The sequence below is a fragment of the Streptomyces sp. NPDC021356 genome (assembly GCF_040641015.1).
Taxonomy (GTDB): Bacteria; Actinomycetota; Actinomycetes; order Streptomycetales; family Streptomycetaceae; genus Streptomyces.
Window position 1 is genome coordinate 1 of sequence record NZ_JBFACU010000037.1, and the last position, 25,286, is coordinate 25,286.

A 25,286-nucleotide genomic window follows, 5' to 3' on the forward strand; every position below is an offset into this window, starting at 1 on the left:
TCCATGTCCTCCCCCTCGTCGCTGCTGCACTGGACCCGCCGCATGATCGAGATCCGCAAGCAGAACCATGCCTTCGGCCTCGGCACCTACACCGAGCTCCAGTCGTCCAACCCCGCCGTCCTCGCCTTCCTGCGCGAATACAAGGACGACCTGGTGCTCTGCGTGCACAACTTCTCCCGCTTCGCCCAGCCCACCGAACTCGATCTGCGGGCCTTCGACGGACGGCACCCGGTCGAGCTGATCGGCGGCGTCCGGTTCCCCGCCATCGGGGAACTCCCCTACCTGCTGACGCTCGCGGGCCACGGCTTCTACTGGTTCCGGCTCACCAGAGTCGCATCCCGGATCGGCCGACGAGTCTGACCGTGCGGCCGAGACGAAAGGAGGCGTGACCATGACGAAGACCGCATCCCTCCAGCCGAGCAGCCCGGGCGTCGCCGACCCCATGGCCTCGCTCGGGTCGCTGCTGCGCGCCTGGCTGCCGCGGCAGCGCTGGTTCGCCGGCAAGGACCGGCCCGTCACCGCCCTCAGGCTGCTGTCGATGACGGAGCTGTTCCCGGGCTGTCTGCACCTGCTGGTCCACGCCGAACACGCGGGGCTCCCTGCCGGCCACGGCGGCGTTCCCGCCCCGGCCGGCATCTTTGCGCCGCCGCCGGCCGACTGCTACCAGCTGCTGCTCGGCGTACACCAGGAGCTGTCCCCGCGGCTGCACCGCGCCTTCATCGGCCGGCCGGCGGAAGGACCGCTGTCGGGGTACGCGGTCTACGACGCCCTGTGCGACCCGCGGTCGGCGCAACTGCTGCTGGAACGGCTGCGCCACCCCGGCGGCGCGGGCCCGCTGCGCTTCGAGGCGGACCCCTCCGCGCTCGTCCCGGGCGGCCTGGTGCCCCGGCTGCTGGACGCCGAGCAGTCCAACACCTCCATCGTGTACGGCGACGAGTTCATCCTGAAGGTCTTCCGCCGTATCCAGCCCGGCGTCAACCCGGACCTGGAGGTGCCCTGGGCACTGGCCCGCCAGGGGTGCAGCCGGGTCCCCGCCCCGGTGGCCTGGCTGCGCACCACCCGGCCGGAGGAGGCCACCCTCGGTGTGCTCCAGCCGTTCCTGCCGGACGCCGCGGACGGCTGGACCCTGGCCCTGCGGGCCCTGGCCACCGGCGACGACTTCACCACCCAGGCGCACCAGTTGGGCGAGGCGACGGCCGAGGTGCACCTGGCGCTGGCCGACGCCTTCCCGACCGCCGGGCACCGGGAGGTCGCCCGCACGGCGGTGGCGATGACCGAGCGGCTGGAGGCGGCCGCGCAGGCGGTGCCCGGGCTCAGGCCGTACGCCACCCGGTTGCGCACCGCGTTCGCCGCGCTGGCCAGCTGCGACGCCGGACCGCCCGCCCAGCGCGTCCACGGCGACCTGCACCTGGGCCAGGTGCTGCGGGCCGGACGCGAGTGGTTCGTCATCGACTTCGAGGGCGAGCCGTCCCGTCCGCTCGCCGAGCGCCGCATCCCCGAGTCCCCGGTGCGGGACGTGGCGGGCATGCTGCGCTCCTTCGACTACGCCGCCCGCCAGCGCCGCCCCTGGCGCCCGGAGTGGGCGCGCCGCTGCCGGGAGGCGTTCTGCGCCGGTTACGCGTCCCGGGCCGGCTGGGACCCCCGTAAGAAACACGCCCTGCTGCGGGCCTACGAGACGGACCGTGCCGTGTACGAAGTGCTGTACGAGGCCCGGCACCGCCCCGACTGGCTCGCCGTACCGATGGCGGCGATCGAACGTCTCGCCGTGAGAGGAGGCTGAACCCGTGGCACTGCGCGACACGTCACTTCCCGAGCCGTCCGGCTCCGTCCCGCCCGTGGCGGAACGGGCCCTGACGGCCCCGCCCCTGGACCCCGCCGACCGGGGCCGCCTGCTGTCCGGCGCCCACCACGACCCGCACGCGCTGCTCGGCGCGCACCCGGTGCCGGGCGGGATCGCCTTCCGGGCGCTGCGCCCGTTCGCCCGCGCGGTGAGCGTGGTGACCGGCGGCGGGCGCACCCCGCTCGTCTCCGAGGGCGACGGCCTGTTCTCGGTCGTGCTCCCCCTCGACACGATCCCCGAGTACACCCTCGTGGTCGGCTACGAGCAGGAGGAGTACGAGGTCCACGACCCCTACCGCTTCCTGCCCGCGCTCGGCGAGCTGGACCTGCACCTGATCAGGGAGGGCCGGCACGAGCAGTTGTGGAAGGCGCTGGGGGCCGAGCCGATGACCCACCAGGGGGTCGACGGCACCCGGTTCACGGTGTGGGCGCCCAACGCCCGCGGCGTGCGGATCGCCGGTGACTTCACGTACTGGGACGGCACCGCGTTCCCGATGCGCTCGCTGGGCGCGGCGGGTGTGTGGGAGCTGTTCCTGCCGGGCGTCGGCGAGGGCGCGCGGTACAAGTTCGAGATCACCTCGCAGTACGGCGGCCGGTTCCTGAAGGCCGACCCGATGGCCCGCCGCACCGAGGTGCCGCCGGACACGGCCTCCATCGTGACGGCCGCGCACCACGAGTGGGGCGACGCCGAGTGGATGGCGCACCGCGGGGACACGCCCGTGCACGAGGCGCCGCTGTCGGTGTACGAGGTGCACCTGCCGTCGTGGCGCAAAGGGCGGACGTACCGCGAGCTGGCCGAGGAACTGCCCGCGTACGTCAAGGACCTGGGTTTCACGCACGTCGAGCTGATGCCGGTCGCCGAGCACCCCTTCGGCGGCTCCTGGGGCTACCAGGTGACCTCGTACTACGCCCCGACCTCGCGGCTCGGCTCCCCGGACGACTTCCGGTACTTCGTGGACGCCTGCCACCGGGCCGGGATCGGCGTGATCATGGACTGGGTGCCGGCGCACTTCCCGAAGGACGACTGGGCGCTGGCCCGCTTCGACGGGGACCCGCTGTACGAGCCCGGGAACGCGCAGCGCGCCGAGCACCCCGACTGGGGGACGTACGAGTTCGACTTCGCCCGTACCGAGGTGCGCAACTTCCTGGTCGCGAACGCCGTCTACTGGTGCGAGGAGTTCCACATCGACGGGCTGCGCGTGGACGCGGTGGCCTCGATGCTCTACCTGGACTACTCGCGCGACTCCGGGCAGTGGACGCCCAACCAGTACGGCGGCCGGGAGGACCTGGACGCGATGGCGTTCCTCCAGGAGATGAACGCCACCGTGTACCGGCGGGCGCCGGGCGTGGTGACGATCGCCGAGGAGTCCACCGCGTGGGGCGGCGTGACCGCGCCGACCGACCGCGGGGGGCTGGGGTTCGGCCTGAAGTGGAACATGGGCTGGATGCACGACTCGCTGCAGTACATGAGCAAGGAGCCGGTGCACCGCAAGTACCACCACCACGAGATGACGTTCTCGATGGTGTACGCGTACAGCGAGAACTACGTGCTGCCGATCTCGCACGACGAGGTGGTGCACGGCAAGCAGGCCCTGGTGTCGAAGATGCCCGGCGACTGGTGGCAGCGCCGGGCGAACCACCGGGCGTACCTGGGCTTCATGTGGGCCCATCCCGGCAAGCAACTGCTTTTCATGGGACAGGAGTTCGCGCAGGGCGGTGAGTTCTCCGAGGAGCACGGGCCCGAGTGGTGGCTGCTGGAGGAGGGCAACTGCGCGGCGGGCGACCACCGCGGGGTGCGGGACCTGGTGCGGGACCTCAACACGCTGTACCGGGACACTCCGGCCCTGTGGCAGCGCGACACACGGCCCGAGGGTTTCCGCTGGGTCGCGGTGGACGCCGCCGACGACAACGTCTTCGCGTTCCTGCGCCACGACGCGGCGGGCACCCCGCTGCTGGCGGTGTCGAACTTCTCCCCCGTGGTCCGCGAGGGGTACCGCCTGGACGTGCCCGCCGACGCCACCGCCTGGTGCGAGGTCCTGAACACGGACGCGGCACGCTACGGGGGCGGCGACGTCACCAATGAGGACCCGGTCAAGCCGGAGGACGGGCACATCCGTCTCACGCTGCCGCCCCTGGCCACCTGCTGGCTGACCCCGTACCCCGCCTGAGGGCGCAGGTCACCGGCCGGCCGCCGGATTCCGCGCACCGCACCGGGTGTCCGGCGGCCGCCTCGGGGCAGTCGGGGTCATGCGACCCGGCGCCCGGCCGGTGTCACGGGAGGGAAGGGCGGCAAGAGGTGCGGACCGTCGGAGTGGAGGAGGAACTCCTCCTGGTCGACCCGGACAGCGGCGAACCGAAGGCCCTGTCGGCCGCGGTGCTCGCCCGCGCGGAGGCGGCCGAAGAGGGCCAGGACGTGTTCGAGAAAGAGCTGTACGGCCAGATGCTGGAGTTCGCCACGCATCCGCAGACGGACATGGCGGAGCTCGGCGCGGAGATCGTGCGCTGCCGCAAGGAGGCGGCACGGCACGCCGGGGAGATCGGCTGCGCGGTGGCCGCGCTGGCCACCTCGCCGCTGCCGGTCAGCCCGTCCATCGTCATGAACCGCCGCTACCAGTGGCTGGCCGACCAGTACGGCATCGCCACCCAGGAGCAGCTGGTGTGCGGCATGCACGTGCACGTGGCCGTCGATTCGGACGAGGAGGGCGTCGCGGTCGTGGACCGCATCCGCCCGTGGCTGCCCGTGCTGGTGGCGATCAGTGCCAACTCCCCCTTCTGGCAGGGGAAGGACACCCGCTACGACAGCTACCGCAGCCGGGTCTGGGACCGCTGGCCTTCGGCGGGCCCGACGGAGCTGTTCGGGTCGGCGGAGCGCTACCACCGGCTGGTGGCGGACATGGTGGCCACCGGGGTGATCCTCGACGAGAAGATGGCGTACTTCGACGCACGGCTCTCGGAGCGGTACCCGACGGTGGAGATCCGGGTCTCGGACGTGTGCCTGCGCGCCGGCACGGCCCGTCTCGTGGCCACGCTGGCCCGCGCCCTGGTGGAGACCGCCGCCCGGGAGTGGCGGGCGGGCGGGGAGGCCGCGGACCACAGTGTGAGCCTGCTGCGGCTGGCCGCCTGGCAGGCCGCCCGGACGGGACCGGGCGGGGAACTGCTGCACCCGCGGACCATGCGGCGGCTGCCCGCGGAGTCGGTACTGCGGGACCTGCTCGACCAGGTCTCCGGCGCCCTGGCCGACGCCGGAGACCTTGAGTGGACGCGCGAAGGCCTGGACACGCTGCTCGCCCGGGGCAACGGCGCCCGCGCGCAGCGTGAGCTGATGGAACGAACCGGCAGCCTGCGGGACGTCGTCACCGAGTGCGTGCGCCTCACCCAGGAGTGAGCTCAGAAGATCAGGGCCAGGGCGTACGCCAGGAAGCCGGCGGCGACCAGCAGGACCAGGAGCAGGATCAGGACGAGGGGGGCCTTCGCCCACCCCCTGGAGGTGGCCTCGGGCTCGCGGGGGCCGGCCTGGGGCATGCTGCTCTCGGCGGGCGGGGTCTCGCCGGGCGGCACTCCGCCGCCCGGTTCGAGGCCGGACGTCCGTTCCGGTTCGGGATCTGGATTGACGTGACTCATGTCCTCCGAGTCCCCACTCCTGCCTTCCGACTCCTGTGCAGGCCGCCCCGGATTCCGCGGCGGACGCCACCCCGATCCCGCCAACGGGCCGCTTCCCGCTCTCCGTCTTCGGTGCGGCCCGGCCGGGCCGCACCGAAGGCGCGTCGTCGCCGAGACCGGCGCCACGGGACGGTGACGCGTAGCCTCCCTGCCCTCGGGAACTAGACAGGGGACGAACGAAAGGGCCGCAGACGACGCCCTGCGCACGCCGGGCAGGGAAGGCGAGATGGCAACCGAGCCGCATGGGGAAGACACACTGGCCACCGAGGGCATACCGAGCCGCACCGCTCGCTTCGCGGGCGAGCTGCACCATGTGACGGGTGCGCGGCTGGCCGCGGAGGAGTTCCTGGACGACCTCGCGCGGTGCGCGCTGCCCGCGGCCCCCGAGCACTGGGACGACATCCTGCTGGTGGTCACCGAGCTGGCGGCGAACGCCGTGCAGTACGCGCCGGGGCCGTTCGTGCTGCGCCTGCGCCGGACCTTCGACGGGGTGCACGTGACGCTGAGCGACACCAGCACCACGCCACCGGCGCCGCGCCCCTTCCATCCCAGCCGGGGCGGCGGCGGCATCGGCTGGCACCTGATCCACACGCTCAGCGACCAGGTCAGCGTCGTCGTCACCGACCACGGCAAGGACGTGCACGTCTTCCTGCCCTGGTGAGCCCGGGGCGGGCCACGTCGGGCCGGGCTCGTCAGGCGGGGCTCGTCCCCTCCGCCCGCAGCCGGTGGTAGTACTCCCCCACCCGCGTCAGGTAGTCCCGGTCCAGGGTCTCGCTGTCGGTGCGGAACCGCGGCGCCGCCTTGATCTCCGCCCGGGAGCAGGCGACCTCCACCCGCCGCTCGGCCGGGACGACCCGGCGGACGGCGCCCGCGGGGACGAGCACGCTGCGGCCGAACACCCAGACGCCGGTGTCCACGACCAGATGCCGCATCCCGGAGCGTTCCGCCTCGCGGTCCACGTGGCCGATGGCGCCGTCGTCGGCGACGACGGTGAAGCCGGTCAGGTCCAGGCCCTCGGTGCGGCCGGCCTCCGGCGGATACGACCAGATTGCCTCGATGGTCACGCTGCCCCTTCCTCTCTCGGTGCCTCCACAGCACCCCTTACCCTGCGCGGTGGGCCGCATTCGACGAGGGGGGTGCGCGTCCCGGCGCGTATGGCCGGCCGGTTGCGGGGTAGACGCGGGGGCGCAGTCCGTATTCGTTGGAGGTAGTCGTGTCACTTGCCCAGAACCCGCTGTCCGTCGAGGTCACCCTCGTCCGGGAGGACGTAGCCCTGCTCGCGGTCGAGGGCTACCTGGACGTCGACACCGCGACCGAACTGCAGGCTCACCTGGCCAACCAGCTCCACCACGGCCGGCGGCACTTCCTGCTGGATCTCGCGGGGGTGCCGTTCATGGACTCCTCCGGCATGAACATCATCCTCCGGGTGTACCAGGAGGTCCGCGAACGCCCGGGCAGCGTGCACATCATCGCGCCCACCCCGGCCGTGCGGCGGATCCTCGACCTGACCGGTGTCAGTCTCACGATGCCGGTGTCGGAGACCGCCGAGGAGGCGCTGGCGCGGGTCGGCGAACCCGCCGGGGCGGCCCTCGACGACTGTGCCGGCCGGCCGGACTGAGGCCGGGGCGGCCCGGTCGCGCCGTGGTGCCCGGTACGGCCGGCGCGGTCGTTTCTGGTGCGCCGACGGCCGGGGGCGGGCATGGTGGTGATCGACACGAGTGTGCGATCGCCGTGCCCGGCCGGCGGGAGGACAGGGCGGTTCGGCGGGAGTGATGAGGTGCGAAGCAGCGACCCAGGGGCAGGCGCATGACGTCGAGGCACACCGCTGGAGCCGCAGAAGGGATGAACACCGTGACACGACCCAGGATCCTGGTGGTCGGAGCAGGTTTCGCCGGCGTGGAGTGCGTCCGCCGTCTGGAACGCACCCTGTCGCCCAACGAGGCCGACGTCACCCTGGTGACGCCGTCCGCCTACCAGCTGTATCTGCCGCTGCTGCCCCAGGTCGCCTCCGGCGTGCTGACGCCGCAGTCGATCGCCGTCTCCCTGCGCCGCAGCAAGAAGTACCGCACCCGGATCATCCCGGGCGGTGCCATCGGCGTGGACCTGAAGGCCAAGGTCTGCGTCATCCGGACCATCACCGACCGGATCGTCGACGAGTCGTACGACTACATCGTGCTGGCCCCCGGCAGCATCACCCGTACGTTCGACATCCCCGGTCTCACCGACCACGCCTTCGGCATGAAGACGCTCGCCGAGGCCGCGTACATCCGTGACCACGTCATCACCCAGCTGGACCTGGCAGACGCCAGCGACGATCCGGTCGAGCGGGCCGCCCGGCTGCAGTTCGTGGTCGTCGGCGGCGGCTACGCCGGCACCGAGACCGCCGCCTGCCTGCAGCGCCTGACGCACGCCGCCGTCAAGCGCTACCCGCGCCTCGACCCGGCGCTGATCAAGTGGCACCTGATCGACATCGCGCCCAAGCTGATGCCGGAGCTGGGCGACAAGCTGGGCCGCAGCGCCCAGGAGGACCTGCGCCGGCGGGGCATCGAGATCTCGCTGGGCGTCTCCATCGCCAAGGCGGGCCCGGAGGAGGTCACCTTCACCGACGGGCGCGTGGTGCCCACCCACACCCTGATCTGGACGGCGGGCGTGGTGGCGAGCCCGCTCATCGCCACCCTCGGCGCGGACACGGTCAAGGGGCGGCTCGCGGTCACCGCCGAGATGTGCCTGCCCGGTTACGACGGGGTGTTCGCGCTCGGCGACTCCGCGGCCGTGCCGGACCTCGCCAAGGGCGACGGCGCGGTCTGCCCGCCGACCGCCCAGCACGCGATGCGGCAGGGCAGGCGCGTCGCGGAGAACGTCGTCGCGGCACTGCGCAACCAGCCCCTGCGGCGCTACGAGCACAAGGACCTCGGTCTCGTCGTGGACCTGGGCGGCGCGGACGCGGTCGCCAAGCCGCTGGGCGTCGAACTGCACGGCCTGCCCGCCCAGGCGGTGGCCCGCGGCTACCACCTCGGGGCGCTGCGCACCAACGTCGCCAAGGTGCGGGTCGGAACGAACTGGCTGCTCAACGCCATCGCGGGCGACGATTTCGTCCGCACTGGTTTCCAGGCCCGCAAGCCGGCCAAGCTGAAGGACTTCGAGTACACCGACGCGTACATGACGGCACAGCAGGTGCAGGAGTACGTCGAGAAGAACCGAACCCGGGCGCTGTGACCCGGCCCGGGGCCGCTGGGGCCGCGTCCCGGCCCCGGGTGCGGTGACGACCGACCCGGCTCCGGACGCGGTGCCGCGGCCCCGCGTGCGGTGACGCCGCGCGGGCGGTGCGCCGCCCGCCCCGGGCCGGGCCGCGAGAGGCGGTCCGGCCGTGGCGTGCGATGCTGGAGAAACGGATCATCACGAAGATCCACGGGGATCGGGAGAGAGTACGGCGGCGTGAGTGCAGCGGAGGGGTCGGTCTGGGCACGGCTGCGGGATCGCGTCACGGCGTCCGATCCCGGGCTCCTGCGGCTGGCAGCGGGGTCCAGGACGGCCGGTTCGATAGCGCTGACCCTGGCGGTGCTGGGCGCGCTGCGCGTTCCCGTCCCCCACCTGGTGGCCGGCGCGATCGCGTCGATGGCGGCCACGTTCGCCATCCGGGAGAAGCAGCGCTCGCAACAAGCGGTGACGCTCGCGCTCGGGCTCCCCGTGGCCCTGGCGTCCGTGTCGCTGGGGGCACTCCTCAACACGCGCGTGGTGGGCGGGGACGTCTTCTTCGTCGTACTGATCTTCTCCGCCGTCTACAGCCGCCGCTTCGGCGACCGCGGCAACGCGCTGGGTTTGATCGGCTTCCAGGTCTACTTCATGTCGCTGTTCGTGGGCGCCACCGCGGGGACGCTGCTGTCCCTGTACACCGTCGTCGCGATCGCGTTCGCCTCCAGCGCGCTGGTGCGGTTCCTGATCGTCTACGAGACTCCGGCGGGCATCCTGCTGCGCCTGCGCGAGGCCTTCAGGGTGCGGCTCGCCCAATTGGTGGCCGCCCAGCTGGAGCTGCTGGACGCCGGTCCCGAGGACGCCGACAAGGCCCTGGACGCGGTGCGCGAGGGCACCGCCCGGCTGCACGAGACGGCCCTGATGATCCAGGGCCGGCTGGAGCAGGGCACCTCCGACGAGTCCATGGCCCGGCTGGTGCAGCGGCGCATCGCGGGTGCCGAGATCTCCGCCGAGCGGCTGGGGCTGCTCCTGCTGAACGCCCGCAGCAGCGAACGCACCGACACGCTCACCCTCCACCTGCCCGGCGCGCCCGTCCCCTCGGGCGGCAGGCTGCCGGTGCGCGAGGAGGCCACCGAGACGCTGCGCCGCGATCTGGCGGCGCTGCGCATGCTGGTGCTGCGGCCCGTCGGCGAGGGCGGCGGCACGGCCATGACGCACGTGCGCAACCGGCTCCTCGGCTACCGCGAGGAGGAGAACCTGCCGGCCGCGTCGGCCGCCGTGCAGGACGTCTTCCGCGGCATCGGCGAGGCCGCCCGCGCGGTGCTGGGCCTGCGGACCGCGCTGGGCGGGCCGCAGGACGAGTCCGACGACACACCGGCCACCACCCGCTCGCGCGAGGAGCTGGACGCCGAGGACGCCGCCATCGAGGGCGCCGAGGCGGGCGAGAAGGCGCTGGAGGAGCCCGCCACCGGGTTGCGGCGGCCCACCACACGGGCCGCGGTGCAGGTGGCGCTCGGCTCGTCGCTGGCCATCGTCGGCGGCGAGTTCCTCTCCAGCCAGCGCTGGTACTGGGCGGTACTGACCTGCTGGATCGTCTTCATCAACACCTCGTCCACGGGCGAGATCCTGGTCAAGGGCTACCGCAGACTGCTGGGCACCGTCCTCGGTGTGGTGGCCGGTATCGTGCTGGCCGGGCTCGTCGGGCCGCACACGTGGCCGGCGCTGGCCCTGGTGCTGCTGTTCGTCTTCGCGATGTTCTACACAGCGCCGCTGTCGTACACGCTGATGTCGTTCTTCGTCACGGCCGCGCTGGGTCTGCTGTACACGCTGCTGCACACCTACAGCCTGTCGGTGCTGCTGCTGCGCATCGAGGAGACGGCGCTGGGGGCGGCCTGCGGGATCATCGCGGCCGCGGTGGTGCTGCCGGTGCGCACCGACCGCCGTACGGACGAACTGCTCGTCACCGTCCTGGAGCGGCTCTACGACGTCACCGGCACCGCCGTGGACCAGCTGAGCGGCGGCCGGCAGGCCGATCTCCTCGACCAGGCGCGCGAGCTGGACCAGGCGCTGAGCGATCTGCGCGGCGCCGTCCAGCCGCTGACGCACCCGATCACACCGCTGCGGGCGCGGCGAAACACCGCCCAGTACCTGCTGGCGCTGCTGGAGACCTGCGCCTACCACGCACGATCGCTGGCCGCGACCGCCGAACTGCTGCCCACCCATCCGTCCATAGCGGCGGACCCGCGGCTGCGCCAGGCGTGCCGCCGGATCACGCACAACATCGCGGCGCTCACCGCGCACGTGGCGGACGAGCAGAAGGCGCCGGAGATCGAGACTGGCCCGAGCATCGCGTCCCTCCTGGAGACGGGCGCGACTCCCGGCACCCCCCGCTACGGCCGGATCACCGACCGGGTGCTGCGGCACCTGCAGCGCCTGGACGAGGGCGTGGTCGGCCTGGCCCGGCCGCTGGGCGTCCGGGTGCCTGCGCCCAAGCGGTGAGCCGGGGAGCGGTGGGGCGGGGGCCTGCTGTGGGGCGGGGGCCTCAGAAGTCCGTGGGCAGGTCGCTGGCGGCGGCGATGCCGCGCAGTTCCTCCGTCTCGCGGTGCCGGTCGCGGATGTAGTCGGCGATCTCCGTCAGGCGGGCCGGGTCCGCGGCGGTCGCGGCGTCCGTGACCACCCGGACCGGGCCGGTCTCCTCGATGTCCAGGACGACCAGCTCGTTGTCCAGCCGGCCCGTGACCGCGGTGGCGATGACCAGGGCCGCCTCGTCGCGCACCTGTTGCGGCAGGCCCTGGCTCTGCGGTCCGTCCAGCGGGAAGTCCGTGGTCGGCACCCCTTGGTCCCCCTGTTCGTGGATGGCGCGCAGCACCGGGTCGACGACCGTGAGCAGAAGCTCGTAGTCGTCCTCGGGCATCCGGATCCGCAGCAGGTCGAGGTACACCTCCACGGCCCGGTCGTCGGGCGGAAGCTCGTCATCGTTCATCTGCCCCGGGTTCCCCGCGCGAGGCCGCTCAGACGTCCTCGCCCGTCGGGCCGCCGCGCGGTAGGTGCGTGACACGGCTGTGCGCAGTGCGGTACCGGCGCGTACCGGTACCGCACTGCGCACCCGCGGGGGGCCGGGCACCGCCCTGCCCGTGCCGGTCAGAACGCGTCGGGGCGCGAGCCGCCGGCGCGCCGGCCGGACCGTTCCGCGAGGACCTCGTCGCGGACGCGGGCGCAGCTGCGGCTGATGAGCCGCGAGACGTGCATCTGCGAGATGCCGAGCCGGTCGGCGATGCGGCTCTGGGTCATGTCCTCGAAGAAGCGCATGTAGAGGATGGCGCGTTCGCGTTCGGGAAGCCGGCGCAGTCCCGCCTTGGCCGACTCGCGGTCGACGACGACGTCGTACGAGGTGTCGGCCGCGCCCAGCGTGTCGGCGAGGCTGTAACCGTCGGCCCCGGAGGACATCTCGGCGTCCAGGGACAGGGTGCTGAAGCTGTCCAGCGCCTCCATCCCGGTGCCGACCTCCTCCTCCGTCAGCCCGGTGTGGGCGGCGACGGCCGCGATCGAGGGCTCGGGGCTGCCGGGGTTCTGGGTGAGTTCACGGCGCGCCACACGCACTTTGTTGCGCAGTTCCTGGACCCGGCGGGGGACGCGCAGCGCCCACATCCGGTCCCGGAAGTGCCGCTTCACCTCGCCGGTGATCGTCGGCACGGCGTAGCTCTCGAAGGCCCCCCGGTCCGGGTCGAACCGGTCGATCGCCTTGACCAGCCCCAGCGCCGCCACCTGCCGCAGGTCCTCGATCGACTCGCCGCGGTCGCGGAAGCGGCCCGCGATGCGGTGGGCCATGGGGAGCCAGGCGGTGACGAGTTCATCGCGGACCGAGTCCCGTTCGGGCCCCTCGGGCAGAGCCGCGAGACGCCGGAACAGGGCCTCGGTCTCGGGTGCGTCGTCGTGCTGCCGCCGGGGAGGAGCGGCCTGGTCGTCGGGGGTGCCGGAACGGCTTGTCGATATGTCGATCAGCATGCGGAATCGCTCCTGAACGGTGGTTTCAGGTCTGTACCGCGGGAGGCGGGGCATGGCCCGGGCGACCTGGAGGGCCTCCGGAGCACTCATGCCGCTCCCGCCGGCGCGCCTCCGGTCCGAAGCACGAAATTCCGTCTGCCCGGGGGCGGGAGGAACAAACTCCGCTTCACGGACTTCTTTGCAGCGGGCAACGCTCCTCAGGGTTTCGGGGGGATCACCTCAGGTCAGGGGCACCACGGCGCTGATGCATTTCCCGCCCGTGGGCAGATCGCAGACCTGGACGTCACGGGCCAGCCGGCACACGATCGGCCAGCCACGGCCGCCGCTGCGGCGCCGCCCCTGCGGGTCCTCCGGGGGCCTGGCCACCGGGAGCCGGTCACTGCGGTCGCTCACGCAGACCCGGACGTCGGGTCCGAGGACGTCGACGTGGAAGTCGGTCACCCCGCCGCCGTGCAGGATGGCGTTGGTGGTGAGTTCGGAGGCGACGAGCTGGGCGTCGGTGACGGCGTGCGCGTCACACGGCGGATGACCGGCTCGGCAGCATTCGGTGATCACGTGGGCCACGGCTCGCCGGGCGTCGGCCGGCCGGCACGGTCCGGGCCGGGGCCCGTCGGACGACGGCTCCACAACCGGGGTGGTCCTGTGCTTCTCGCACATCTCCTCGCTCCCTGCGTGGTGGTCGGGTTCTGCGGACGGGGCGGACTGCGACGGACCGGGACCGCGTCGGCCTCCTGAATCCGGCTAGCCCTCGCGGGCGCGGCCAAACATCCGCCGGCGAAGGTGACGGGAGAGCCATCGGAGTGCCGGGAAACGGGTACGCGGAGGGGTACTGCCGATGCGGCGGGCCCGGATGCCCCGCTGCCGCACACCCAACCGCCCCTCCTGGCGGGTGCCGCACATCGGCCCCCTGCGGGGCAAAAACGAGTGAAACCGGTCACTCACCCCCTTCTCGACCGAGGAGAACGACCGAAAATGGTTTACGGTTCATTCATACGCGGCGACGGGGTCGACCCCACAGCGGTCCTCCGCACGCCCGCGCATACGGCCCTGGCTGGCCTCCCCCGTCCAGCCAGGGCTCTTTCATGCCCCAGGTCAGCTCGTCACCCGTCGAAGTGCCCCACGGCCCCCGGCCGCTGAAATGGGCGCAGGCAGATGCGCGGAACCGAACGCCGGTGAGGAGTACCGGGTCATGACCAAAGCGATAAAACTGCTCACCGCCCTCCCCCGCAAGCAGCGCGAACGCCTCATGGAAGTCGCGCGGGAGGTCTCCTTCCCGGAGGACACCAGGATCTTCGAGGCGGGCGGCACCGCCGACCGCTTCTGGGTGATCCGTACCGGGGCCGTCCACCTCGACCAGCAGGTCACACCCACCCGCAAGGTCACCGTGGCGAGTCTGGGCGCGGGCGACCTGCTCGGCTGGTCCTGGCTCTTCCCGCCCTACGAGTGGGACTTCGGCGCCGAGGCCTTCAGCCAGGTGCGCGCCTACGAGTTCGACGGCTCGGCCGTGCTGGCGCTGTCCGTGGAGGACCCGCTGCTGGGCCTGTCCCTGGTGCGGACCGTCGCGGAGATCCTCGCCCACCGGCTGGAGACGACCCGGGGCAGGCTGCTGGAGCAGTACACGATCCCCCGGCGGGGCATGTAGGACGCGGCCCCCGCTCCGGCCCGGGGCCCCCGCCCGGCGTGCGCGCCGTCGTCAGATCCGGTAGCGGCGCAGCGCCGGCACGGCAGCCGCCAGTACCAGCATCAGGGCGACGACCAGCAGCCCGCCGCCGGCGACGGCGGCGCGCGGTCCGAAGGCCGAGCCGGCCGTGCCGTGCAGCACGTCGGCCAGGCGCGGACCGCCCGCCACGACGACCGTGAACACCCCCTGCATCCGGCCGCGCATCTCGTCGGTGGCGGCGGACAGCAGGATCGCGCCGCGGAAGACCATGGAGACCATGTCGGCGACTCCGGCGGCGGCCAGGAACGCCACCGCGATCCACAGATTGCGGCTCAGGCCGGCCCCGGCGACGGCCACACCCCAGGCCGTGACCGCGCCGATCACCATCCAGCCGTGCCGGCGTGCCCGGGAGAAGGTTCCGGAGAACAGGCCGCCGGCCACCGCGCCGATGGGGACGGCCGCGAACAGCAGACCGAGCGCGAGCCCTTCGCCGTAGGGCGCGAAGGTCTCGGCGGCGAGCTGCGGGAACAGGGCTCGGGGCATCCCGAAGACCATGGCGATGATGTCCGCGAGGAAGGACAGCAGCAGCACCTTGTGCCCGGAGATGTAGTGGAAACCGGCGGCGATCTCGCGCACCCCGGCCCGCCGCCGGTCCGTGCCCGTCAGCGGCGGCAGGGAAGGCAGGCGCCACACGGCCCACACCGTGACGCACAGGGCCACGGCGTCGACGAGGTACAGCTCGGGCAGCCCGATGACCGGTATCAGCGCGCCGGCCAGCAGCGGTCCCGCCACCAGTCCGGTCTGCATGACCGTGGAGCCCAGGGCGTTGGCGGCGGCCAGTTCCTCCTCGGGGACCAGACGGGCGATGGAGGCGTTGCGGGCCGGGGAGTTCAGCCCGAAGAACGCCTGCTGGAGGGCGAGCAGCACCATGAGCACCGCCACCGAGTCCAGCCCGGTCAGTGCCTGCACCCAGAACAGCAGGGAGGTGACGGCGATACCGCAGTTTGTCACCAGCAGCAGCTTGCGGCGGTCCACGGTGTCGGCGACGGCGCCGCCCCACAGCGCGAAGACGACCATCGGCACCAGACCGGCGAGGCTCGCGTAGCCGACCCACGCCGAGGAGCCGGTGATGTCGTAGATCTGCTTGGGCACGGCGACGGCCGTGAGCTGGCTGCCGACCGCCGTGACGACGGTGGAGGACCACAGCCTGCGGAAGGCGGGGCGGCGCAGCGGGCGGGTGTCCATGGCCCAGCGGCGCCAGCCCCGGCGGTCCTCCCCGGCCGGGTCAGGGCCGTCGCCGGTCTGTGACGGGCTGCTGCTGTCGGTGCTCTCGCTGGTGTCCACGGCTTTCCTGGTTGCTCGTTACATCTTTCGGTCCGGGGTTCACTATCGCAGCCCAGGCGGTGCCGTTCGCACACGCGTTCCGAGCTGCGGACGGATCCGGCAGCCGGGCTCGGAGGGATTTCGGGTGTGTGGGGATTGTGCGAAGGTCCGCCGAGGGCGCGGGAGCGCAGTTTCACGCCGCGGCGCCGGGTGACCCGACGGCGAGCACTACTTGCCGGGACACGGACAATTCTTCGATCGCAGGTGACTTTTCATGGAGAACTGGCGCGAACACGCCGCGTGCCGCCACGAGGACCCCGATCTGTTCTTCCCGATCGGCACCACGGGTCCGGCGCTGGTGCAGACGGAGCAGGCGAAGGCGGTGTGCCACCGCTGCCCCGTCCGGGAACAGTGCCTGGAGTGGGCGCTGGAGACGGAACAGACCCTCGGGGTGTGGGGCGGGACGAGCGAGAACGAACGGCGCGGGCTGCGGCGGCGCCGGACCGCGGCCCGCCGGCGGCACGGGTAGGCACGCCACCGGCCCGGGCAGCGGACCCCGGACCGGTGTCAGGGGCCCGAGCGGCGCAGCGTCCCCCACCTCGCCGTCTGCCGGGACACCTCGGCCCGGGCGGCGTCGATGACCTGGTCGTCGATCCAGCACAGCGGCCGCACGTCGACGACCAGCGGCTCGTTGTCCGGGCCCCGGGCCGTCTCCCGGCCCTCCAGGGCCCAGGGGCGGACGCCGGGGCCCTTGTCGTGGGGCAGGTGCGCGTAGTCGTGGAGCCGGCGCGCCACCCACAGTTCGACGGACCGGTCCTGCCACCACTCCTCCACGTCGAGCGGGTTGGCCGACAGGCCGGGCATCCGGACGCCGGTCAGCTCGTCGGTGCTGGACGTTGCGCCCAGATCGGTGGCCGGTCCCCGCGACCAGCGGACGTACAGGCCGCTGTGCCGCTCGACGAGGGCGGCGAGGCCGGACAATGACCGCACGACCGGCAGGTCGTCCGGTGCGCTCATCTCGTGGTCTGCCTCCTGCCCCACCTCAGTGACTCCTTTCCGTTCCACCCCGTCGGACCCTCCTGGCCCACCTCAGGAGGCCGGGGTACCCGCGATCAGCCGCCGGAATCGACCGGCGTGCCGCCGGGTGCGTCGCCGAAAGCCGCGGGCAGCCGGAGCGTGAAGACGCACCCGGTGCCGGGCTCGCTCGCCGCCGTGGCGGTGCCGCCGTGGGCATCGGCCGGCTGACGGACTATGGCGAGGCCCAGCCCGCTGCCGCCGGTGCGGCGGCTGCGCGACTTCTCGGCCCGCCAGAACCGGTCGAAGACGTGGGGCAGGTCCTCGGGGGCGATGCCGGTGCCGGTGTCGGTGACGGAGATGACCACGTCGTCGCCGTCGGCGCGGGCGGCCAGGGTGACGGTGCCACCCGCGGGCGTGTGGCGCAGCGCGTTGGAGACGAGGTTGCCGAGCACCTGCCGCATGCGCACGGGGTCGGCGTCCAGGCAGGGTCCGCCCGCGCCCTCGGTGCGCAGGGCGACACCCGCGGTGTGGGCGGCGACCCGGTGGGCGGCGGTGACCTGGTCGAGCAGGTCACCGGCGTCGAGCGGTTCCCGGTGCAGGCGCAGGGTGCCGGCGTCGGCGGCGGAGAGGTCCTGGAGGTCGTCGATGACGCGCTGGAGCACCAGGGCCTCGTCGTGCAGGGAGGCCAGCAGGGCCGGGTCGGGCTCGACGAGGCCGTCCCGGGCCACCTCAAGCCAGCCGCGGATGTTGGTGAGCGGGCTGCGCAGTTCGTGGGCGATGTCGCTGACCATGGCCTTGCGCTGGGCTTCGAGACGCTCGCGGCGTTCGGTCAGCTCGTTGAACGTGCGGGCGAGCAGACCGGTCTCGTCGCGGGTGGTGACGGGGATCCGTACGTGCTGGTCCGGCGGCTGTCGGGCGGTTCGCGCGGGCTGTACGGCTTGGTCATGTAGTCGTCCGCGCCGAGTTCGAGGCCGAGCAGGACGTCGTCCTCGGTGGAGCGGGCGGTCAGCATCAGCACCGGGACGTCGCCGTCGTTGCGCAGTGCCCGGCACACCCCGAAACCGTCGATCCGGGGGAGCATCAGGTCCAGCACGACCAGGCCGGGCCGGTCCAGCCGGGCCGCCTCCAGGGCGGCCCGGCCGTCGTGGACCACGGTCGCGGTGTGCCCCTCCCCCACCAGGGAGCGGCGGATGAGTTCGGCCTGCATCTCGTCGTCCTCGGCGACCAGCACATGTGCGCACACCTGGCGGATCCTGAGCGGTCTGCGGGCCGGTGAGGTCACGGCACCCACGAGTGATCATGTGCCGATCCTGGCCGACACATGTGAGGAACTCGTCAGGGCCGGGGTCAGGGTCTGGCCGGCTTGCCGGGGGTGTGCAGCCAGGTTCGGAACAGGGTGTCCAGGTCCTTGCCGGAGACCCGTTCGGCGAGCGCGGTGAACTGGGCGGTGGTGCCGTGTCCGTCGCGGTGGTCCGAGGCCCAGGCGCGCAGGATCCGGAAGAAGGCCGGATCGCCCACCGCCCGGCGCAACTCGTGCAGGGTCATGGCGCCGCGCGCGTAGACGGGGGCGGCGAAGATGTGCTGGCCGCTGCCGGGGTCGCCGGGCGGGAAGGCCCACAGCCCGTCGCTCGCCGGGCGGGCGTACAGCGCGTCGAACTCGTGCTGGGCGCCCGGGCCGCCGTGCTGCTCGGCGTAGAGCCACTCGGCGTAGGTGGCGAAGCCCTCGTTGAGCCAGATGTCCTGCCAGCGGGTGAGGGAGACGGAGTCGCCGAACCACTGGTGGGCGCTCTCGTGGACGAGGGTGCTCAGGTCGGGTGCGGAGTCGTAGACGGGGCGGGTCTGGGTCTCCAGCGCGTAGCCGACGTCCGGCGCGTGGTCGACGATGGATCCCGCGGCCCGGAACGGGTAGGGCCCGAAGAGCCGGCTCTCCCACCGGAGGACCGACGGCAGTTGCTTCAGCACGGGCGCCGCGTCGGCCGCCTCGCGCGGGTCGACGGCGTTGTAGACCTCGATGCCGTCGCGGGTGGTGTACTGCTCGATATGGAACTTGCCGACGGTGGCGGTTGCCAGGTAGGCGGCCATGGGCTCCGTCTGGCGCCAGCGGTAGGTGGTGCGGGCGTGGGCGGTGCGGCTGCCGAGGAAGACGCCGTTGGCGACGGCGGTGCGGCCCTGGGGGACGGTGATCGTGAAGTCGTACGACGCCTTGTCCAAGGGGTGGTTGTTCGCCGGGAACCAGGTCATGGCGCCCTGCGGCTCCCCGGCGACGAAGGCGCCGTCGTCGGTGGGGATCCAGCCGTCCGGGGAGCCGTCGGGGTCGGTGACCGGCTCGGGGGTGCCGCTGTAGGTGACGGTGACCTGGAAGCGGTGGCCCGCGCGCAGGGCGGCGCGCGGGGTGACGACGAGTTCCTGGCCGTCGCGACGGTGGGCGGCCTTGACGTGGTCGACAAGGACCCCGGTGACGTCGAGGCCCTTGAGGTCCAGGTCGAAGCGGGTGAGCCGCTGGGTGGCCCGGGCGGTGAGGACGGCGGTGCCGTCGAGGTGGCGGCTGTCCGGGTCGTAACGCAGCGTCAGGTCGTAGTGGGAGACGTGGTAGCCGCCGTTGCCGGCGAGCGGGAAGTAGGGGTCGCCCGCGCCGGGGGCACCGGCGGACGCGGAACCGGCGGGCGCGGAACCGGCGGGCGCGGGGCGGGCGGACGCGCCGGGGGTGCCCACGGGGCCGGCGGCGGGTCCGCCGGCGGCCAGCAGCGCCGCGACCGCGACGGGGACGGCGGCGGTCAGGGCGCGTGGGGCGGGTCGGTGCTTGCCGGGTGGCGTCACGGTGTCTCCTCGGAAGGGGGCTGGGGCGGCGTGTGATCAAGGGCCCCCAGACTAGGACCCTCCTGACGCGTCGCGGCAGTACTGCGCGGCCCGCCCGCCGGCCTGGGAAGGGGGGGGGCCGCCGCGTCCGTTTCAGGCGGTCCGGTCGGCCGCGGCGCGGCCGGCCGCTCGGCCCGAGAAGAGGCAGCCGCCTAGGAAGGTGCCCTCCAGCGCGTTGTAACCGTGGACGCCGCCGCCGCCGAAGCCGGCGACCTCGCCCGCCGCGTACAGGCCGTCCACGGGCTGCCCGTCGGGACCCAGCGCCCGGGAGTCGAGGTCGGTCTGGATGCCGCCGAGGGTCTTGCGGGTCAGGATGTGCAGCTTGACGCCGATCAGCGGACCGGCCTCGGGGTCGAGGATGCGGTGTGGCGCGGCGACCCTGCCGAGCCGGTCGCCGACGTAGCGGCGGGCGTTGCGGATGCCCTGCACCTGGGCGTCCTTGCTGTACGGGTTGGCCATCTGCAGGTCTCGGGCGATGACTTGGCGGCGCACCTCGGCGGCGTCGAGCAGCGGCCGGTCGGTCAGTCCGTTCATCTTCTCGACGAGTTCTTCGAGGGTGTCGGCGACGACGAAGTCCGCCCCGTGCCGCAGGAAGTCCCGCACGGGTCCCGGCGCCCCCTTGCCGAGCAGCCGGTCGCGCAGCACCGCCTTGCGGTCCTTGGCGGTGATGTCGGGGTTCTGCTCGGAGCCCGACAGCGCGAACTCCTTCTCGACGATCCTGCGGGTCAGCACGAACCAGGAGTGGTCGTGGACGGCGATGTCCTCGGTGGTGCGCAGGTGCCGCAGGGTGCTCAGTGTGTCGTAGCCCGGCAGGCAGGGGTCGGGCAGCCGGCGGCCGAGGGCGTCGAGCCAGATCGAGGAGGGCCCGGGCAGGATGCGGATGCCGTGGCCGGGCCAGACGGGGTTCCAGTTGCGCACCCCCTCGGTGTAGTGCCACATGCGGTCGCGGTTGACCAGCCGTACGCCGGCCGCCGCGCTGATGTCGAGCATCCGGCCGTCGACGTAGGCGGGGACGCCCGTGACCATGCGGGCCGGCGGGGTGCCCAGCCGCTCGGGCCAGTACCGGCGGACGATCTCGTGGTCGGCGCCGATGCCGCCGCTGGTGACGATCACGGCCTGGGCGGTGAGTTCGAAGGCGCCGCGCTCCTCGCGGCTGGAGGGGACGCCGCGGGGCGCGTCGTCCGGGGCGAGGAGGGTGCCGCGCACCCCGCGTGCCGCGCCGCCCTCGACGACGAGTTCGTCCACCCGGTGGCGGTGGTGGAAGGTGAGCAGTCCGTCCTGGGCCGCCTGGAGGGCGTACCGGACGAAGGGTTCGACGACGCCCGTGCCGGTGCCCCAGGCGATGTGGAAGCGCGGTACGGAGTTGCCGTGGCCGTCGGCCCTGAGGTCGCCGCGCTCGGCCCAGCCGACGGTGGGCAGCAGGCTGATGCCGTGCCCCGCCAGCCAGGAACGCTTCTCCCCGGCCGCGAACTCGACGTAGGCACGGGCCCAGCGCATCGCCCACGTGTCCTCGTCGTCCGGGCGGTCGAACCGCGCGCTGCCCTGCCAGTCGTTCCAGGCCAGGTCGAAGGAGTCCTTGACGCCCAGGCGCCGCTGTTCCGGGGAGTCGACGAGGAACAGTCCGCCGAACGACCAGTACGCCTGGCCGCCGAGGTTGGCGGCGTTCTCCTGGTCGACGAGGGCGACCCTGCGGCCCCGGCTGGTCAGTTCGTGAGCCGCGACCAGGCCGGCGAGGCCCGCTCCGACGACGATGACGTCGGCACCCGTGACGTTCCTGGCGTTCCTGGAGTTCATGGCGTCCCTTCCCTTCTCAGTGCGTTCGCGCGGCTGTGCCGCTGCCGTCGGTGAGCAGTGCGGTGAGCAGTTGCCGCAGCCAGGCGCGGGCGCCGTCGACGTCCCTGTCCAGCAGCAGCTGGACGGTGACGCCGTCGTACGCGGCGACGACCGCGTGGGCGGCGCCGTCCGCGTCGCCGAGGACGACGGGCAGGGGGGTGCGGGCGTGCGCACGGGCCAGCCGGTCGGCGATCGCCCCGCGCAGCCGCGCCCGGTGCTCGCTCAGCGTGGCGGCCACGGCCGGGTCGCGGGCCGCGTGCACCAGGAAGTCCGTCTTGACCAGGAGCCAGTCCAGGTCGAGCAGGAGGACGTCGGTGACCCGGTCCACGGCGGCGCCCACGTCGAGATCGGGGCCGTCCAGGGCCAGCGCCCCGGAGACCTGGCCGGCGATCAGGTCGGCGTGCTCGCGGTAGAGGGCGAAGAAGAGTTCGTCCAGGGTGGTGAAGTTGGAGTAGAAGGCGCCCCGGCTGTATCCGGCGGCCTCGCAGACCTCCTCGATCGACACCCGGCCGAAGCCCTTGGCGGCGAAGACCCGGAACGCGGCCTGGAGCAGGTCGGCCCGCGTCCGGGCCCGGCGCCTCGTGATGCCCGGCCCTGTCTCCGGCTGCCGCCCCGCCTCCGGCGGCTGCCCTGGCTGCCCTGTCATGCCACTGCCACCCCACCTTCGATACGCGAATGTATCGGATGCATCGATGTATCGAAAGGGCCGGGGGAGCCGCTGTGGAGGAAGCCGCTGTGTCACCACCCACCGGAGCGCCTCCGGCGGGTTCCCGGCCGCCCCGTCGTGATCACGTCTGGTTCGCCGGCCCCGGCGGCAGCCATCCATGACCTGGGGAGACCGATGACGGCGGACGTGCGGCAAGTGGCCGACGGCACCTATCTGGTGCACGGCTCCGACACCGACCGGGTGATCCTCGCCGAGGGCGACGCGGTCACCCTCGTCGACACCGGTTACCCCGGCGACCGGCGGCAACTGCTCGACTCGCCGGCCGCCGTGGGCAGTTCGCCCGCGGCGGTGGCGGCCGTGCTGGTCACCCACGCGCACAACGACCACCTGGGTTCCGCCGAGTACCTGCGGGCCACCTGCGGCACACCCGTCCAGCTGCACGAGGACGAGGTCCCGCACGCGCGCCGGGAGTTCCTGCACCAGGTGAGCGTCGGGACGGTACTGCGCAACGGCTGGCGGCCGGGCGTGCTGCCGTGGGCGGTGCACTCGCTGCGCGCCGGCTACACCGCGCACCTGCCCGTCGCCGCCCCCGAGCCGTTCCCGGGGGCCGGCCCGCTGGACCTGCCGGGGCGGCCGGTGCCCGTGCACACCCCCGGCCACACCCGCGGCCACGCGGTGTTCCACCTGCCCGGCGCGGGCGTGGTCATCTCCGGCGACGCCCTGGTGAGCGGCCATCCCACCGCACGGATCACCGGCCCGCAGCTGCTGCCCGACATGTTCCACCACGAGCGCGCCCGGGCACCGGCCTCGCTGGAGTCGCTCGAAGGACTCGAAGCGGACGTGCTGCTCCCGGGCCACGGGCCCGTCCACCGGGGCCCGGTGGAACTGGCCGCCCGCCGGGCACGGGAACACGCGCTCTAGAGTTTCCGCCATGGCTTTGCAGATCAGCGCCACCAACCCGGAGCATCCCGCGCTCCTGCTCGAACTGCCCTGGGAGACGCCGCTGGAGGAGTGGCCCGAGGAGTACCTCGTGCCGCTCCCCCGCGGCATCTCCCGGCACGTCGTGCGCTACGCCCGGGCCGGCGACGAGGTGATCGCCGTCAAGGAACTGGCCGAGCGCCCGGCGCTGCGCGAGTACGAGCTGCTGCGCGACCTGGACCGGCTCGCCATCCCCGCCGTCGACCCGCTCGCCGTGGTCACCGGCCGCACGGACCGCGCGGGGGCGCCGCTGGAACCGGTGCTGATCACCCGGCACCTGGGCGGCTCGATGCCGTACCGCTCGATGTTCGAGACCACCCTGCGGCCCGCCACCATGCACCGGCTGATGGACGCCCTCGCGGTGCTGCTGGTGCGGCTGCACCTGGCCGGGTTCGCCTGGGGCGACTGCTCGCTGTCCAACACGCTCTTCAGGCGCGACGCGGGCGCGTACGCCGCCTATCTCGTCGACGCCGAGACCGGCGAGCTGCACCCCCGGCTCAGCGACGGACAGCGGGACTACGACCTCGACCTGGCCCGGGTGAACATCAGCGGCGAACTGCTCGACCTGGAGGCGTCCGGCGCGCTGCACCCCTCGGTGGACCCGATCGAGTTCGGCACCGAGATCTGCGCCCGCTACGACGGGCTGTGGCGGGAGCTGACCCGCACCTCCGTCTACCCGGCGGGCAAATACCACTACATCGAGCGCCGCATCCGCCGCCTCAACGACCTGGGTTTCGACGTCGCCGAGATGCAGATCGAGCACTCCTCCAACGGCGACACGGTCACCTTCGTGCCCAAGGTCGTCGACGCCGGCCACCACCAGCGGCAGCTGCTGCGGCTGACCGGCCTGGACACCGAGGAGAACCAGGCGCGGCGGCTGCTGACCGACCTGGAGAGCTGGATGGCCACCCAGGACGACTACGCCCCGGGCGACCCCCTCTCGGCCCGTCCCGAAGTGCTCGCGCACCGCTGGGTGCGGGAGGTGTTCCGGCCCACCGTGCGGGAGGTGCCGCGCGAGCTGCGGGGCGCCATGGACCCGGCGGAGATCTACCACGAGCTGCTGGAGCACCGCTGGTACCTGTCCGAGCGGGCGCAGCACGACATCGGCCTGGACACCGCGGTCGAGGACTACGTCAGGAACGTCCTGCCCAGGGCCCGCACCACCCTGGAGCCCACCGCACCCGGGTAGGCGCCCCGGCCCCGGCTCTCACGCGTGCGGGACGACGGCCACGGGGCACCCGGCGTGGTGCAGGACGCCGTGCGCGACGGAGCCGATCCGGGCGCCCACCGCCGTGCGGCGGGCGCGGCGGCCCACGACCACGATCTGGGCGTGCCCGGCCGCCGCCAGCAGCACCTGCCCGGCGCTGCCCATCTCCACCTGTTCGACGAGGGGGACGTCGGGGAAGCGTTCCCGCCACGGCCGCAGTGCCTCGGCGAGGCCCTTCTTCTCGTACGGTTCCAGCCCGCCGGCCTCGTCCAGCAGTTTGAGGGAGCCGGGGCTGTAGGCGAAGACCGGCGGCAGCGTCCAGGCGCGTACCGCCCGGACGGTGGCGCCGCGGGCGGCGGCCGTCTCGAAGGCGAACCGCAGGGTCTCGGCGCTGTCGTCGGCGCTGCCGTGCTGGCCGACGACGACCTCCCGTCCGGCGGCCTCGGCGGCGGGTTCGTCACCGGCCCGCACCAGGACGACGGGCCGTACGGCCTCGGCGATCACCTGCTGGCCGACGGAGCCGACGAGGAACCCGACGAGGGCGCCCTGCCCGCGGGAGCCGAGCACGAGGGCCTCGGCGGCCGCCGCGGCGGAGGTCAGCGCCTCGACGGTGCCGTCCTCCACGACGTCGGTGGTCACGGTCAGGCCGGGGTGGCGGCCGGTGAGGGCGCGCACCGCCTCGTCGACCGCCTCGCGCACCCGCTGCCGCTGTGTGTCGCGGTCGCCGAGGTCGAAGGCGTCGTGGGTCTCGAAGCGCCAGGCGTGCACGACGCGCAGCGGCGCTCCGCGGCGCTCGGCCTCCCGCCCGGCCCACGCCAGCGCGGCGAGGCTCTCCTGCGATCCGTCCACACCTGCCGTGATCGGCCGTGTCATGCCGTCCGCCTCCCTGGGTCGCGGGCCCGTTCGTCGGTCCCAGTCTTCCCCACCGCCGGGGCGAGCCCGCCACCGGCCACCGCCGTCGGCCGCGGGCGCGGCGGGCCCGAAGCGGGCGGGTGCCGTCCGCTCGCCCGGGCGAAGGAGGGCGGACACACCTACGATGGGCGCAAGTG

The 25,286-nt window shown here is 73.2% G+C and carries 23 protein-coding genes and 2 pseudogenes; 12 read left to right on the forward strand and 13 right to left on the reverse strand.

What is annotated here, in order from left to right; translation table 11 throughout:
• The 4 genes from AB0G56_RS34550 to AB0G56_RS34565 all read left to right on the forward strand — a co-directional run.
• The coding region (locus AB0G56_RS34550) for an alpha-glucosidase C-terminal domain-containing protein (protein ID WP_360977670.1) at positions 1-360 on the forward strand (360 nt) is incomplete at its 5' end.
• Positions 361-391: 31 nt separating this feature from the next.
• A complete protein-coding gene (locus AB0G56_RS34555; protein WP_360977673.1) occupies positions 392-1,780 on the forward strand; it encodes a maltokinase in 1,389 nt (462 codons plus the stop codon).
• Between the two features lie 4 nt (positions 1,781-1,784).
• Positions 1,785-4,007: a 1,4-alpha-glucan branching enzyme gene (gene glgB, locus AB0G56_RS34560; RefSeq protein ID WP_360977676.1), complete on the forward strand. Its 2,223-nt coding sequence runs from the start codon at positions 1,785-1,787 to the stop codon at positions 4,005-4,007.
• Positions 4,008-4,135: 128 nt separating this feature from the next.
• Positions 4,136-5,224 carry a glutamate--cysteine ligase gene (locus AB0G56_RS34565; protein WP_360977679.1) on the forward strand — a complete coding sequence of 363 codons (1,089 nt, stop codon included), beginning with the start codon at positions 4,136-4,138 and terminating at the stop codon, positions 5,222-5,224.
• Positions 5,225-5,226: 2 nt separating this feature from the next.
• Here AB0G56_RS34565 and AB0G56_RS34570 read toward each other — a convergent pair whose 3' ends face one another.
• Positions 5,227-5,460, reverse strand: coding sequence for a DUF6480 family protein (locus AB0G56_RS34570; protein ID WP_360977682.1), 234 nt, complete (start codon positions 5,458-5,460; stop codon positions 5,227-5,229).
• Positions 5,461-5,725: 265 nt separating this feature from the next.
• Here AB0G56_RS34570 and AB0G56_RS34575 point away from each other — a divergent pair, with 265 nt between their 5' ends.
• Positions 5,726-6,160, forward strand: a complete 435-nt coding sequence (locus tag AB0G56_RS34575; RefSeq protein ID WP_360977685.1) for an ATP-binding protein — start codon at positions 5,726-5,728, stop codon at positions 6,158-6,160.
• A 31-nt stretch (positions 6,161-6,191) separates the two neighbouring features.
• On the opposite strand, the gene AB0G56_RS34580 is transcribed toward AB0G56_RS34575, so the two are convergent.
• Positions 6,192-6,563 carry a PRC-barrel domain containing protein gene (locus tag AB0G56_RS34580; protein ID WP_360977687.1) on the reverse strand — a complete coding sequence of 124 codons (372 nt, stop codon included), beginning with the start codon at positions 6,561-6,563 and terminating at the stop codon, positions 6,192-6,194.
• Between the two features lie 149 nt (positions 6,564-6,712).
• On the opposite strand from AB0G56_RS34580, the gene AB0G56_RS34585 reads away from it, so the two are divergent.
• The 3 genes from AB0G56_RS34585 to AB0G56_RS34595 all read left to right on the forward strand — a co-directional run bounded on the left by AB0G56_RS34585 (position 6,713) and on the right by AB0G56_RS34595 (position 11,190).
• Positions 6,713-7,117 carry an STAS domain-containing protein gene (locus tag AB0G56_RS34585; RefSeq protein WP_360977690.1) on the forward strand — a complete coding sequence of 135 codons (405 nt, stop codon included), beginning with the start codon at positions 6,713-6,715 and terminating at the stop codon, positions 7,115-7,117.
• A gap of 224 nt (positions 7,118-7,341) precedes the next feature.
• Positions 7,342-8,715 carry an NAD(P)/FAD-dependent oxidoreductase gene (locus AB0G56_RS34590; RefSeq protein WP_360977693.1) on the forward strand — a complete coding sequence of 458 codons (1,374 nt, stop codon included), beginning with the start codon at positions 7,342-7,344 and terminating at the stop codon, positions 8,713-8,715.
• Positions 8,716-8,967: 252 nt separating this feature from the next.
• Positions 8,968-11,190 carry an FUSC family protein gene (locus tag AB0G56_RS34595; protein WP_360977872.1) on the forward strand — a complete coding sequence of 741 codons (2,223 nt, stop codon included), beginning with the start codon at positions 8,968-8,970 and terminating at the stop codon, positions 11,188-11,190.
• Between the two features lie 43 nt (positions 11,191-11,233).
• Here the strand turns inward: AB0G56_RS34595 and AB0G56_RS34600 are convergent, their stop codons facing one another.
• From AB0G56_RS34600 to AB0G56_RS34610, 3 genes are all read right to left on the reverse strand, one after another.
• Positions 11,234-11,674 carry a hypothetical protein gene (locus tag AB0G56_RS34600; protein WP_360977696.1) on the reverse strand — a complete coding sequence of 147 codons (441 nt, stop codon included), beginning with the start codon at positions 11,672-11,674 and terminating at the stop codon, positions 11,234-11,236.
• Positions 11,675-11,832: 158 nt separating this feature from the next.
• A complete protein-coding gene (locus tag AB0G56_RS34605; RefSeq protein ID WP_360977699.1) occupies positions 11,833-12,696 on the reverse strand; it encodes a SigB/SigF/SigG family RNA polymerase sigma factor in 864 nt (287 codons plus the stop codon).
• A 219-nt stretch (positions 12,697-12,915) separates the two neighbouring features.
• Positions 12,916-13,353: an ATP-binding protein gene (locus AB0G56_RS34610; protein WP_360977701.1), complete on the reverse strand. Its 438-nt coding sequence runs from the start codon at positions 13,351-13,353 to the stop codon at positions 12,916-12,918.
• A 532-nt stretch (positions 13,354-13,885) separates the two neighbouring features.
• On the opposite strand from AB0G56_RS34610, the gene AB0G56_RS34615 reads away from it, so the two are divergent.
• Positions 13,886-14,338, forward strand: coding sequence for a cyclic nucleotide-binding domain-containing protein (locus tag AB0G56_RS34615; RefSeq protein WP_360977704.1), 453 nt, complete (start codon positions 13,886-13,888; stop codon positions 14,336-14,338).
• A 51-nt stretch (positions 14,339-14,389) separates the two neighbouring features.
• Here AB0G56_RS34615 and AB0G56_RS34620 read toward each other — a convergent pair whose 3' ends face one another.
• Positions 14,390-15,700, reverse strand: coding sequence for an MFS transporter (locus AB0G56_RS34620; protein WP_360977707.1), 1,311 nt, complete (start codon positions 15,698-15,700; stop codon positions 14,390-14,392).
• 253 nt (positions 15,701-15,953) lie between these two features.
• On the opposite strand from AB0G56_RS34620, the gene AB0G56_RS34625 reads away from it, so the two are divergent.
• Complete coding sequence (locus tag AB0G56_RS34625) at positions 15,954-16,208, forward strand: WhiB family transcriptional regulator (RefSeq protein ID WP_360977710.1); 255 nt, start codon at positions 15,954-15,956, stop codon at positions 16,206-16,208.
• Positions 16,209-16,246: 38 nt separating this feature from the next.
• Here the strand turns inward: AB0G56_RS34625 and AB0G56_RS34630 are convergent, their stop codons facing one another.
• The 6 genes and pseudogenes from AB0G56_RS34630 to AB0G56_RS34655 all read right to left on the reverse strand — a co-directional run bounded on the left by AB0G56_RS34630 (position 16,247) and on the right by AB0G56_RS34655 (position 22,031).
• On the reverse strand, positions 16,247-16,696 hold the full coding sequence (locus tag AB0G56_RS34630; protein ID WP_360977875.1) for a DUF6098 family protein: 450 nt from the start codon (positions 16,694-16,696) through the stop codon (positions 16,247-16,249).
• A 95-nt stretch (positions 16,697-16,791) separates the two neighbouring features.
• A pseudogene (locus AB0G56_RS34635) lies at positions 16,792-17,613 on the reverse strand (HAMP domain-containing sensor histidine kinase); the annotation flags it as partial.
• 2 nt (positions 17,614-17,615) lie between these two features.
• Positions 17,616-17,939: pseudogene (locus AB0G56_RS34640) on the reverse strand (response regulator); the annotation flags it as partial.
• 104 nt (positions 17,940-18,043) lie between these two features.
• Positions 18,044-19,474, reverse strand: a complete 1,431-nt coding sequence (locus AB0G56_RS34645; RefSeq protein ID WP_360977878.1) for a M1 family metallopeptidase — start codon at positions 19,472-19,474, stop codon at positions 18,044-18,046.
• A 171-nt stretch (positions 19,475-19,645) separates the two neighbouring features.
• On the reverse strand, positions 19,646-21,346 hold the full coding sequence (locus tag AB0G56_RS34650; protein WP_360977712.1) for an FAD-binding dehydrogenase: 1,701 nt from the start codon (positions 21,344-21,346) through the stop codon (positions 19,646-19,648).
• 16 nt (positions 21,347-21,362) lie between these two features.
• Positions 21,363-22,031: a TetR/AcrR family transcriptional regulator gene (locus AB0G56_RS34655; protein ID WP_360977715.1), complete on the reverse strand. Its 669-nt coding sequence runs from the start codon at positions 22,029-22,031 to the stop codon at positions 21,363-21,365.
• Between the two features lie 195 nt (positions 22,032-22,226).
• Between AB0G56_RS34655 and AB0G56_RS34660 the strand changes: the two genes are divergently transcribed.
• Both AB0G56_RS34660 and AB0G56_RS34665 read left to right on the forward strand, forming a co-directional pair.
• Positions 22,227-22,973 (forward strand): MBL fold metallo-hydrolase, encoded by a 747-nt coding sequence (locus AB0G56_RS34660; protein ID WP_360977718.1) that lies wholly within the window; start codon positions 22,227-22,229, stop codon positions 22,971-22,973.
• 10 nt (positions 22,974-22,983) lie between these two features.
• Positions 22,984-24,219, forward strand: coding sequence for a DUF4032 domain-containing protein (locus tag AB0G56_RS34665; RefSeq protein ID WP_360977721.1), 1,236 nt, complete (start codon positions 22,984-22,986; stop codon positions 24,217-24,219).
• Positions 24,220-24,237: 18 nt separating this feature from the next.
• Here the strand turns inward: AB0G56_RS34665 and AB0G56_RS34670 are convergent, their stop codons facing one another.
• Positions 24,238-25,110: a universal stress protein gene (locus AB0G56_RS34670; RefSeq protein WP_360977724.1), complete on the reverse strand. Its 873-nt coding sequence runs from the start codon at positions 25,108-25,110 to the stop codon at positions 24,238-24,240.
• Positions 25,111-25,286 lie beyond the last annotated feature (176 nt).

Coding starts and splice junctions, on each gene's coding strand:
- AB0G56_RS34590 (WP_360977693.1), top strand. CDS start 7,342: ATGAACACCGTGACACGACCCAGGATCCTGGTGGTCGGAGCAGGTTTC.
- AB0G56_RS34605 (WP_360977699.1), bottom strand. CDS start 12,696: ATGCTGATCGACATATCGACAAGCCGTTCCGGCACCCCCGACGACCAG.
- AB0G56_RS34650 (WP_360977712.1), bottom strand. CDS start 21,346: ATGAACTCCAGGAACGCCAGGAACGTCACGGGTGCCGACGTCATCGTC.
- AB0G56_RS34615 (WP_360977704.1), top strand. CDS start 13,886: ATGACCAAAGCGATAAAACTGCTCACCGCCCTCCCCCGCAAGCAGCGC.
- AB0G56_RS34630 (WP_360977875.1), bottom strand. CDS start 16,696: ATGAGCGCACCGGACGACCTGCCGGTCGTGCGGTCATTGTCCGGCCTC.
- AB0G56_RS34575 (WP_360977685.1), top strand. CDS start 5,726: ATGGCAACCGAGCCGCATGGGGAAGACACACTGGCCACCGAGGGCATA.
- AB0G56_RS34600 (WP_360977696.1), bottom strand. CDS start 11,674: ATGAACGATGACGAGCTTCCGCCCGACGACCGGGCCGTGGAGGTGTAC.
- AB0G56_RS34665 (WP_360977721.1), top strand. CDS start 22,984: ATGGCTTTGCAGATCAGCGCCACCAACCCGGAGCATCCCGCGCTCCTG.
- AB0G56_RS34625 (WP_360977710.1), top strand. CDS start 15,954: ATGGAGAACTGGCGCGAACACGCCGCGTGCCGCCACGAGGACCCCGAT.
- AB0G56_RS34670 (WP_360977724.1), bottom strand. CDS start 25,110: ATGACACGGCCGATCACGGCAGGTGTGGACGGATCGCAGGAGAGCCTC.
- AB0G56_RS34660 (WP_360977718.1), top strand. CDS start 22,227: ATGACGGCGGACGTGCGGCAAGTGGCCGACGGCACCTATCTGGTGCAC.
- AB0G56_RS34570 (WP_360977682.1), bottom strand. CDS start 5,460: ATGAGTCACGTCAATCCAGATCCCGAACCGGAACGGACGTCCGGCCTC.
- AB0G56_RS34655 (WP_360977715.1), bottom strand. CDS start 22,031: ATGACAGGGCAGCCAGGGCAGCCGCCGGAGGCGGGGCGGCAGCCGGAG.
- AB0G56_RS34555 (WP_360977673.1), top strand. CDS start 392: ATGACGAAGACCGCATCCCTCCAGCCGAGCAGCCCGGGCGTCGCCGAC.
- AB0G56_RS34610 (WP_360977701.1), bottom strand. CDS start 13,353: ATGTGCGAGAAGCACAGGACCACCCCGGTTGTGGAGCCGTCGTCCGAC.